General features: G+C 72.4%; 7 protein-coding genes. 2 read left to right on the top strand and 5 right to left on the bottom strand.

What is annotated here, in order from left to right; genetic code table 11:
* Both AC2H6A_RS15055 and AC2H6A_RS15060 read right to left on the bottom strand, forming a co-directional pair.
* The coding region (locus AC2H6A_RS15055) for a hypothetical protein (RefSeq protein ID WP_484274445.1) at positions 1-220 on the bottom strand (220 nt) is incomplete at its 3' end.
* Positions 217-2,427, bottom strand: coding sequence for a putative bifunctional diguanylate cyclase/phosphodiesterase (locus tag AC2H6A_RS15060; protein ID WP_484274450.1), 2,211 nt, complete (start codon positions 2,425-2,427; stop codon positions 217-219). The genes AC2H6A_RS15060 and AC2H6A_RS15055, both read right to left, overlap by 4 nt.
* Before the next feature lie 235 nt (positions 2,428-2,662).
* Between AC2H6A_RS15060 and AC2H6A_RS15065 the strand changes: the two genes are divergently transcribed.
* Together AC2H6A_RS15065 and AC2H6A_RS15070 are read left to right on the top strand one after the other, a co-directional pair.
* Positions 2,663-4,498 (top strand): sensor histidine kinase, encoded by a 1,836-nt coding sequence (locus AC2H6A_RS15065; protein WP_484274468.1) that lies wholly within the window; start codon positions 2,663-2,665, stop codon positions 4,496-4,498.
* Between the two features lie 38 nt (positions 4,499-4,536).
* The gene (locus tag AC2H6A_RS15070; RefSeq protein ID WP_484274469.1) at positions 4,537-5,454 is read left to right on the top strand and encodes an alpha/beta fold hydrolase; all 918 of its coding nucleotides are present in this window, start codon (positions 4,537-4,539) and stop codon (positions 5,452-5,454) included.
* 38 nt (positions 5,455-5,492) lie between these two features.
* On the opposite strand, the gene AC2H6A_RS15075 is transcribed toward AC2H6A_RS15070, so the two are convergent.
* From AC2H6A_RS15075 to AC2H6A_RS15085, 3 genes are all read right to left on the bottom strand, one after another.
* Positions 5,493-5,960 (bottom strand): host attachment protein, encoded by a 468-nt coding sequence (locus AC2H6A_RS15075; protein ID WP_484274470.1) that lies wholly within the window; start codon positions 5,958-5,960, stop codon positions 5,493-5,495.
* Positions 5,961-6,075: 115 nt separating this feature from the next.
* The gene (locus AC2H6A_RS15080) at positions 6,076-8,598 is read right to left on the bottom strand and encodes a CheR family methyltransferase (RefSeq protein WP_484274472.1); all 2,523 of its coding nucleotides are present in this window, start codon (positions 8,596-8,598) and stop codon (positions 6,076-6,078) included.
* A gap of 144 nt (positions 8,599-8,742) precedes the next feature.
* The coding region (locus tag AC2H6A_RS15085) for a class I SAM-dependent methyltransferase (RefSeq protein ID WP_484274474.1) at positions 8,743-9,826 on the bottom strand (1,084 nt) is incomplete at its 5' end.

The following is a 9,826-nucleotide window of genomic DNA, read 5'->3' on the forward strand; positions in this document are numbered from 1 at the left end:
CCTCGACCGCGGGCGAGCCTTGCGTCTCGGGCCTGGCCGGCGGATCGCGCACCAGGACGGCGTCGCAGGCCTCGCGCCACGCGCGCGAATAGTTGTCGGGTGTCGGCGGCAGGCCCTGGCGCATCAGGGTGGCGAGCGCCGCCCTGGCGATCTGGACGGTGACGCCGCCATCGCGCGGCCGCTTGCGCTGCCGATCTTCGGGTTTGATGAGCACGGTCATCCCAACTCCACGGCACCGTGCGGCGCGTTGCGTCCTGCCAGCGACTTCGACCCGGTCTCGCGCCGCGCCCGTGTCTCGGCCGCAGCGATGGCGGCCGGGATCTGGTCGGCGGGAACGGGCCGCGAAAAAAGATACCCTTGCATCGTCGCACAACCGAGCTCGCGCAGCGCCCGCAACTGCTCGACGGTCTCGACGCCCTCAGCCAGCAAGTGCACGCCGAGCGAGCGCCCGAGCGCGACGATCGCCCGGCACACGGCCTCGCCCTCGCGGGAGATGCCCAGCTGGCTGACGAAGGCTCGGTCGACCTTGAGCTTGGAGATCGGCAGACGGGTGAGGTAGGCGAGCGAGGAGTAACCGGTGCCGAAGTCGTCGATCGCGAGCTTGGCGCCGGCATCGATCAGCGCCTCGAGGCGCGGCAGCGTGCGCTCGAAGTCCTGGACCATGCAGGTCTCGGTGAGCTCGAGCTCGATGGCCCCGGGGCCCAGGCCGGCCAGGCTCAGGGCCTCTCGCGTGCTGGCGAGCAGGGAATCGCGCTCGAAGTGCTGGGTGGGCACGTTCACCGCCACGCAATCGAGGTCGATGCCCTGGGCGCGCCAGCCCGCGAGGGCGCGTGCCGCCTGACGCAGCACCATCTCGCCGATCGGGATGATCAGGCCCGATTCCTCGGCCAGGGGGATGAACTCGCCCGGCGCCACCAGCTTGCCGCCACGCCGCCACCGCACCAGCGCCTCGAGGCCCGTGACGCGGGCCTCGGGGGCGTAGACCCAGGGCTGATAGTGGACCTCGAATTCCTCGCGCTCGACCGCCTTGTGCAGGTCGCTGAGCATCTGGATGCGATGACGACCGCCGCGATCAAGGCCCGGCAGGTACCAGGCGAAGTCATTGCGGCCGCGTGCCTTGACCTCGCGGTTGGCACGATCGGCGCGCGACAGCAGGGACTCGGGCGTCTCGGCATGGCGCGGGTAGGCGGCAAGCCCGGCCGAACTGGTCATGAAGCAGTCGATGCCGTCGACCCGGCAGGCACGGCCGATCTCGCGCAGGACGCTCTGCACCAGGGCCTCGACCACATGCGGCCCGCCCAGGCCACCGATCATGAACGCGAATTCATCGCCCTGCAGGCGCGCCACGCAGGCTCCGCCATCGGCCGCCAGCGAGCCCGAACCCATCGCGCGCAGCCACTGCGCAACCGCCGATTCGACGCGGCGCGCCGCCTCGACGATCAGCTCGTCGCCCGCGGCATGGCCGAGGGTCTCGTTGAACTGGGTGAAGCGGTCGAGGTTGAAGAGCGCGACATGCACCTCGGTAGACGAGGCGGCCGCCTGCTCGATGGACAGACCCAGCCGGCGCAGGAACTCGGCGCGATTGGGCAGGCCGGTGAGGCTGTCGCGGGTGGCCAGCCGCTCGATCTCCTGCAGGCGCCGGCGCTCGTCGGTCTGGTCGCGCATGACACCACGCAGCAACCGGACATGCCCGGCGACATCGAGCTCGGGCTCGCCCTCGGCCAGGACATGGCGCAGTTCGCCACCGGGTGTGCGCAGGCGGAACTCCGCCCGGATGCCGCGACGGCGGCGCACGCCGTCAGCCACGGCCTCGAGGAAAGGCAGGCGGTCCTGGGGCTCGAGCAGTTCCATGAGCTCGTGCTGGCTGATCTGATCGCGATCGGCGCCCAGGCCAAGCACCTGGAAGCTGCCCGGGGAACCGCGCAGCACCCGCGCGACGACATCGAAGTCGAAGGCAGCCACACCGGCGGCGGTGTTGACCCGGGCGAGGCGATCGGACGTGAGGTCGAGTTCGCGGCCGATGCGGCCGCTGCGCACCAGATGGCGGATGCGCTCGGCAAGCAGCACCCAGTGGGTGGACTTGATGAAGAAGTCGGTGGCGCCGGCCTCGTAGGCGGCGCGGATGGAGTCGTCATCCTCGAGACTGGTCAGCATCAGGATGGGGATGCGCGCGCCGGCCGGGGTCCGGCGGATGGCCTCGCAGGTCTGGAAGCCATCCATGCCCGGCATCATGGCGTCGATGAGGATGATGTCGGCGGCCGATCGGGGCAGCGCGTCGATCAGGGACTGCCCGCTGTCGTGGTCCTCGACCGTCCAGCCGAAGCCCTGCAGGGCGGTGCTGGTGAGGAACCGCCACATCGGGTCATCGTCGACCAGCGCGATCACCCGGGGGGACGGTTCGGAGGCATCGGGAGCAGGCTGACTCATGGGCATAGCCGGTGACGGGCGTCCGGCGGCGGGCCCGGACAGGCCGGACCCGAGCCGGCGGCAGCCGACTCAGCGCCCGATCCCGCATTCTGACCCAGCGGCCGGAATCAGCCTACCCCAGCCCGGCGACTCCCGACCAGCGGCGTCCCCTGCCCGGGCAACGGTCACCGCGAGAACAGCGCGCCGGGTTTTGCGGCATCATCCCGGACGACTCCCGCCGCCTCGCCTCGCACCCTTGGAAACCCCGCCTTCGCCCTCGTCTTCCCCCGGCCAGAAATGGTCGGCCCGCTGGCTGGGGCTGCTCGCCGTGATCGCGCTCGCGCTCGCGGGCTGGCTCGCCGGTCGGGAGTCGGGCGGCGAGGCGGCCCAGGCCGACTGGCTGGTGCCGGCTGCGCTGGCCATGGCCTTCATGCTCGGGTCGGTGGCCGGGGTCTGGCACGAGCGCCGCGAGAACCGCCGTCTGGCGCAGGCCGAGGCCGCGCTGCAGGCGCTCACCCAGGCCGACGAGCAGGCCCGCCAGGATGCCGAGCTGACCGATCGCGAGGCACAGCTGGCGCTCACCCGGCGCCTCACCGGCTGGATGTACTGGGAGCAGGACGCGCAGGGGCGCTACCGCCGCATCGAGAGCGAGACCGAGGAACAGGCCATGCTCGCCCGGGTGCTGATCGGACGGGCGCGCTGGGAATGCGGCGGGATCCAGCTCGGGCGCAGCATCGCCGGCACGGCGGCCAATCCCGAACCCGACGCCGCCTGGGCCGCGCACCGCGACCAGCTCGCCCGCGGCCGGCCCTTCGCCGAGATGATCTGGTCGGTGCCGGTGGAAGGCGGCAGCCGCGCCTTCCTGGTCGAATCCGGCCGGCCACGGCTCGACGCCCAGGGCGCGATCACCGGCTACAGCGGGCTGATCCGCGAGGTGGGCGGCGCGCTGGCAGCCGAGCGTGCCAGCCACAACCTCATGACCGCGCTGCGGGTCGCACCGGGCCCCACGCTGCTGATCGAATCGCACGATGCCGCGCCGGGCTGGCGCGTGATCTGGTCCAACGCGGCGGCCTGCGCCATCCTGGGCCGCACCGATATCGAGCTGCTGTCGATGTCGCCGCTCACCCTGCTCGGCGAGGCCAACCGCGATGCCGCGGGCGAGATCGGCGCGGCACTCGCCGCCGGACAGGGCTATCGCCTGCAGGCAGCCCTGCCCGACCGCTACGGCCAGACCCGCCGGGTGTCGATGCGGGTGGATCCGGTGCCGCCGCTGGAGGGCCTGCGCCAGCAGGCCGCGCTCGCGGTGGATGACCTGCAGGACGAGAGCGAGCGGCTGCGCGAGCGGGCTGATGCCGCGCACCGGCTGCTGGTGGAGCAGTCGGCCCGCCTGCAGGAGCTCGAGGCGGTGTCGCGCGAACTCGAGTCCTTCAGCTACACCGTGTCGCACGACCTGCGCGCGCCGCTGCGCTCGGTGGAAGGCTTCTCGCGCATCCTGCTCGAGGATTTCTCGGCCAAGCTCGACCGGGTGGGCCTGGAGCATCTGAACCGCATCCTGAGCGCCGCCTCGCGCATGGATCAGATGATCGACGCCCTGCTCGGCCTGGCACGGGTGTCGGCCCAGCCGCTGGTGCCGGGGCCGGTGGATCTCACCCTGATGGCGCAGCAGATCATCGACGAGCTCCGATCGCAGGAGCCGCAGCGTCAGGTCGAGGTGATCATCGCCCGCGGCATCACCGCAAGCGGCGACCGCACCCTGCTGCGCATCCTGCTCGAGAACCTGCTCGGCAACGCCTGGAAGTACACCTCGCGCACCGAGCGTGCCCAGGTGGAGTTCGACTGCCGGCGCGAGGAAGACACCCTGGTCTACCGGGTGTCGGACAACGGGGCGGGCTTCGACATGCGCTATGCCGATCGCCTGTTCGGCGCCTTCCAGCGTCTGCACGGCGCCAACGAGTTCGCCGGCACCGGCGTGGGACTGGCCACCGCCGCGCGGATCGTGCAGCGGCACCGCGGCCGGATCTGGGCCGACAGCGCGCCCGGCGAGGGCGCTCGCCTGCACTTCACCCTCAACGAGCTGCCGGCGGCGCGCTGAGCGCGGCCGCCGCGCTCAGCGCCTCCAGGAACCGGTTGATGGACAGCCAAGCCAGCACGCCCGCCTTGCAGCCGACCGCGGGCCGACAGATCGTCGAAGGCATCGGGCTGTCGTACTTCGAGTGGCATGCCGCGTTGCGCGGGCACGCCCCGAGCCTGCTGCTGGTCCATGCCACGGGCTTTCACGGCCGGGTCTGGGACCGCATGATCAGCCACCTGCCGGCGCGTCACCTGATCGCGCTCGAGCAGCGCGGCCACGGCCGCAGCGACGCCGCGCCCATCGAGCACTGGTCGGTCTTCGGCAGGGACATCGCGGGCTTTGCGGCGGCGCAGTCGTTGCAGGGTGCGGTGGGCATCGGCCACAGCATGGGTGCCCACGGCCTGGTGCAGGCGGCGGCGATCGACCCCGCGCGCTTCTCGCGGCTGATCCTGCTCGATCCGGTGATCGCCGAGCCGGGCGCCTACCACGCGCCGCCGCCGGTGTTTCCCGGCGGCATGCATCCGGCGGCCAGGCGCCAGTCGCGTTTCGCCTCGGTGCAGGCGATGCTCGAACGATTCGCCACGCGCGCGCCCTACAGCGCCTTCGATCCGCAGGCGCTGCGCGACTACTGCGAGCATGGCCTGCGGCCGGCCGCCGACGGCGAGGGGCTGGAGCTTGCCTGTGCGCCGCAGACCGAGGCGCGGGTCTACATGACCGGGCGCGGCAACCCGGGCGTGTACGCGAGCATCCGCGCGCTGACCATCCCGGTGCTGATCATCCGGGCGCGGCTGCCCACCCCGGACCGCAATCCCTTCGACTATTCCTTCTCGCCCACCTGGCCGGGCCTGGTCGGCGAGTTCCGGCAGGGTCGCGAAATCCATCTCGCCGACCACAGCCACTTCCTGCCCCTGGAAGACCCGGCCCTGATCGCCCGCCTGATCACCGAGGAACTCGCCGGCGCCGCGCCCCGCGGCTGAGCCATCGCCAGCGCGCCGGCCGGCACGGCAGGCCGCCGCTAGCCGGCGGGTTGCGCGGCCAGCGCCATCACGCGCCGGGCGAGTTCCGGCGCCGCCAGACTGCCGATGTCCAGCGGCTCGCAGACCTGCACCGCGCGGGCGGTGGCAGGCGCAAGATGCGCACGCAGTTCGCCCAGGAAGGGGTTGGAAGCGAGCAGCATCAGGGTCTGGAAACGGTGCTGCGCGAGCGCGGCATCGAGGTACACCGCCAGCTCGCGCGCGAAGTGCTCGCGCTCCTTGTGGCGGGCGTCGGTGCGCGGACCGAACGAGGCACCGCCGCTGCCGCCATCGCCGGTGCTGCGCTGGGTGTGGCCGCCGCGCTCCTCGCCGAGATCGGCGGGGTGCGCCCGACCACCGGCGTGAACGAAGTCCTCCAGCTCGATCAGCCGCCCGGCCTCGCGATCGACCTCGAAGAGCCGCGCGCGCGAGGCATTGGCCAGCAGGGCCCAGGGGTGTTTGCTCGTCATCGTCGATCCTCGTGCCGGTCTGCCCGCCGCCCGCCGGCTGGCCCGCTCCGCCACCGGCCGATGGTGAGCCCGCAACCCTGACACGGCCTTGCGCCAGCGCAAGGCCGGCCGGGGTTCAGGCCCCGCGCACCCGGGCTTCCAGCAGCTTGGCGGCGGTGATGTCCAGGCAGGTGACCAGGGCGCCGCGCACCTGGCCGGCGTCATCGCGGTAGGGGCTGATGCGTACCGAGTACCAGCGCCCGTCGCGCGAGGGCACGGCCTTCTCGCGGGGGGTCAGCTCGCGCAGCACCGCGGCGAGGTCGGCCGGAAGATCGGGGTAGGCGAGCGTGCCGCTCAGCTCGGCGATCGGTCGACCGATATCGCCCTCGCGCAGGCGGAAGATGCGCCGACCGTGCTCGGTGTAGCGCCGCACATTCAGCTCCGCGTCGAGAAAGAGCGTGGCCACATCCAGGCTATCGAGGAGGTTGCGCATGTCGCTGCGCGCGAGCGCGAGCTCATCGACGCGGGCCTGCAGCTCGGCATTGACCGCGTGCAGCTCCTCGTTCATGGCCTGCAGCTCCTCCTTGGAGCTGGTGAGCTCCTCGTTGGTGGACTGCAGCTCCTCGTTGCTCGACTGCAGCTCCTCGTTGGCGGCCTGAAGTTCCTCGCGCGATCTGCGCATCTCGTCGCGCATCAGGCGCAGGCGCTCGCGGTTGAAGATGAGCTCCTGGCCGGCGTCGGCGCCGGCGGGGACCGATGCCGGGACCGGGGCCTGCGCCGTCGCCGTCGCCGGCGTGGCGGGCACGGCACTGGCCGGCTGCGCCTGGAAGACCACCAGCAGCGTGCCCTCCAGACCGGCCGGCTCGTGCAGGCGACGCACCAGCACATCCACCGGCGCCGCCCCGGCGTCGTCCGCGGGTATCAGCCCGGTCAGGCGCAAGGGCTCGTCCTGCACGGCGATCCGGGCGAGCGCGGCCGACAGCGGCTCGCGGATGCCGGGTCGCGCCATCGCATGAAGATTCCAGTTGGCCTTGCCGGCGGCCGGCTCGAGCCAGCGGCCGGTGCGGCCGTTGATGTAGAGGATGTCACCGGCTGCACTCACCAGCACCGCCGGCGGCGTGAGCTCGTGCAGCAGCACCTGGTCGGCGAGCGACTGCAGGTTGACGGACGGGATGTCGGGGTCAGGCACGGCAGGCTCCTTGGGGGCGATCGCCCGATCGTGAGGACGCAGGGGCAGGCCGGGCACCGCCAGCGCACCCGGTGCCGGCCGGCGACGGAACAGCCGCAGACGGGCATCGATCGGCTCGAACAGGTCGGCGCCGCGCCCGACCGACTCGGAGCTGCCCAGGAGCAGCACGCCGCCGGGCCGCAGGCCGTAGTGAAAGAGCGGCAGCAGACGCTCCTGCAGCGGCAGCGTCAGGTAGATCATCAGGTTGCGGCAGCTGATCAGGTCGAGCCGCGTGAAGGGCGGGTCGGCGAGCAGATCGTGGGTGGCGAAGACCACGCTCTCGCGCACGCTCTTGCCGATGCGCCAGCCCTCGCCGGCACGCGTGAAGTAACGCTGCAGGCGCACCGGGGAGACCTCGCGTGCGATCGCCGCCGGGAACACGCCACGCCGGGCGCGCACGATCGCATCCTCGGAAAGATCGGTGGCAAAGATCTGCACCGCCGGCGCGGCCTCGCGGGAGGGCGCATCGGCGGCCTGCAGCAGCTCATGCAGGGCGATGGCCAGCGAATAGGCCTCCTCGCCGGTGGAGCAGCCCGCCACCCAGACGCGCAGCGGCCGCTGCGGCGAGGCCTCGGCGATCAGTGCGGGCAGCACCTGCGCCTGCAGGGCCTGCCACACCGGGGTGTCGCGAAAGAATCCGGTCACGCCGATCAGCAGCTCGCGCTCGAGCAGCGCGCGCTCCTGCGGGTTGCCGCGCAGCCGCTCGACATAGTCGGCCAGGCCCGCCAGGCCGTGCAGCGCCATCCGCCGCTCGATGCGCCGCTGCAGGGTGCTGGTGCGGTACTCGGAGAAGTCGTGGTTGCCGCCCTCGCGCAGCACACGCAGGACCGCATCGAGCGCATCGGGCGGATCGCGATCGGGCCCGGCACCGGCCGCCAGCAGCGCGGGGATGCGCGCCGGCATGTCCTGCGGCAGGGCCACCAGATCGACGCAGCCGGCGGCGATCGCCTGCGAGGGCATGGGATCGAACTGCGCATCGGCGGGATCCTGCGCCAGGGTGAAGCCGCCCGCGGCGCGGATCGCGCACAGCCCCGCCACGCCGTCGGAGCCGCTGCCCGAGAGCACCACACCCACGGCGCGCGAGCCGAGCGCGCGCGCGATCGAGCCGCAGAAGCGGTCGGCGGGATGATGGCGGCCCAGGGGGTCGGCGGGCGACACCACCCGCAGGCAACCCGACTCGTAGACCAGCGCGGCATTGGGCGGGATCACATGGATGCGCGCGGCGTGCAGCGGCATGCGGTCCTGCGCCTGCACCACCGGCAACGCGGTCTCGCGCTGCAGCAGGCTGACCAGCATGGAGCCGCCGGCCGGATCGAGATGCGCGATCACCACCCAGGCGAGCGGATCGGCCGCAGCCATCGCCGCCACCAGCCGCTTGAGCGGCGCGAGCCCGCCGGCCGACGAGGCCACCGCCACCACCGCCATCGGCATGGCCGGCTCGGGGGCGCGGGCCGGCGGGGCCTGGGGGAAAGCAGGAGCGTGGGCGGAGGAAGGGGGATCGGCAGTCATGATGCGGCAGGCCGCAGACCGGATCGACCCGAGGCCGCGCCATTGGGCGCGGGATCGTTCCCCGCGTCAATCCCCGGCTGCGGTCAAGGGCCGCGAGGCGCGATGCGACGGCGGGTACATGTAGCCGCGATGGAAGGGATAGGCCGACTGCGCGCCGCGCAGGCCGGTGGGGCTGCCCGGGCCCGGGGCGGCCGGTTCGATGAGGCCGTCGGGTCGCGCGGCGAGCAGCTGATGCAGCGAGATCCAGCCGCGCTCGAAAGCCATGGCGCAGCCGGCGAGGTACATGCGATACGCCCGCACCGTGGCCTCGTCGGCGATCGCGCGCGCCTCGGCCAGTCGCGCCTCCAGGCCGTCGGCCCAGGCCCACAGCGTGCGCGCGTAGTGGGGGCGCAGATTCTCGACATCGAGCAGCTCGAGGCCGCCGCGGGCAAGGCTGGCCGCCACCCGCGAGACATGGAAGAGTTCGCCGCCGGGAAAGATGTGCTTCTCGATGAAGTCGCCGATGCCGGCGCCGAGCTGGGCGTTGTCCAGCCCGCCGGCGGTGATGCCGTGGTTCATCACCAGGCCGCCCGGCCGCAGGCGGGTCTGCAGCCCGGCGAAATAGGCATCGAGATGACGACCGCCGACATGCTCGAACATGCCGATGGACGCGATGCGGTCGAAGCGCTCCCGGGCCGGCAGTTCGCGAAAGTCGAGCAGCCGCATCTCGACCCGCCCGCCCAGGCCACGGGCCTCGATCAGCCGCTGCACATGGGCATGCTGGTTGCGCGACAGCGTGATGCCCAGCGCCGACACGCCGTGGTGCTCGGCGGCCCACAGCAGCAGCCCGCCCCAGCCGGCACCGACATCGAGCAGGCGCTGCCCGGGCGCAAGCCGCAGCTTGCGGCAGACATGCTCGAGCTTGGCCTCCTGGGCCCGGGCAAGATCGAAATCCGGCTCGGCATAGTAGGCGCAGGAATAGACCCGCCGTGGATCGAGCCAGAGCGCGAAGAAGTCATCGCCGAGGTCGTAGTGAAAGCGCACCTGCTCGGCGCGCGGCAGCGGCAGGCGTGCGGCCCGGGCCCGCAAGGCGGCGAGCCAGCCGCGCCAGCCGGCGCGCGCGCCATCGGCAACCGGATCGCCGACCAGTTCGCCGGCCGCCGCCATCAGA

It is taken from the genome of Quisquiliibacterium sp. (genome assembly GCF_982640115.1).

Bases quoted from the DNA above. Each gene is read 5' to 3' on its own strand.
- AC2H6A_RS15060 (WP_484274450.1), bottom strand. From the start codon at position 2,427: ATGAGTCAGCCTGCTCCCGATGCCTCCGAACCGTCCCCCCGGGTGATC.
- AC2H6A_RS15070 (WP_484274469.1), top strand. From the start codon at position 4,537: ATGGACAGCCAAGCCAGCACGCCCGCCTTGCAGCCGACCGCGGGCCGA.
- AC2H6A_RS15080 (WP_484274472.1), bottom strand. From the start codon at position 8,598: ATGCCGATGGCGGTGGTGGCGGTGGCCTCGTCGGCCGGCGGGCTCGCG.
- AC2H6A_RS15075 (WP_484274470.1), bottom strand. From the start codon at position 5,960: ATGACGAGCAAACACCCCTGGGCCCTGCTGGCCAATGCCTCGCGCGCG.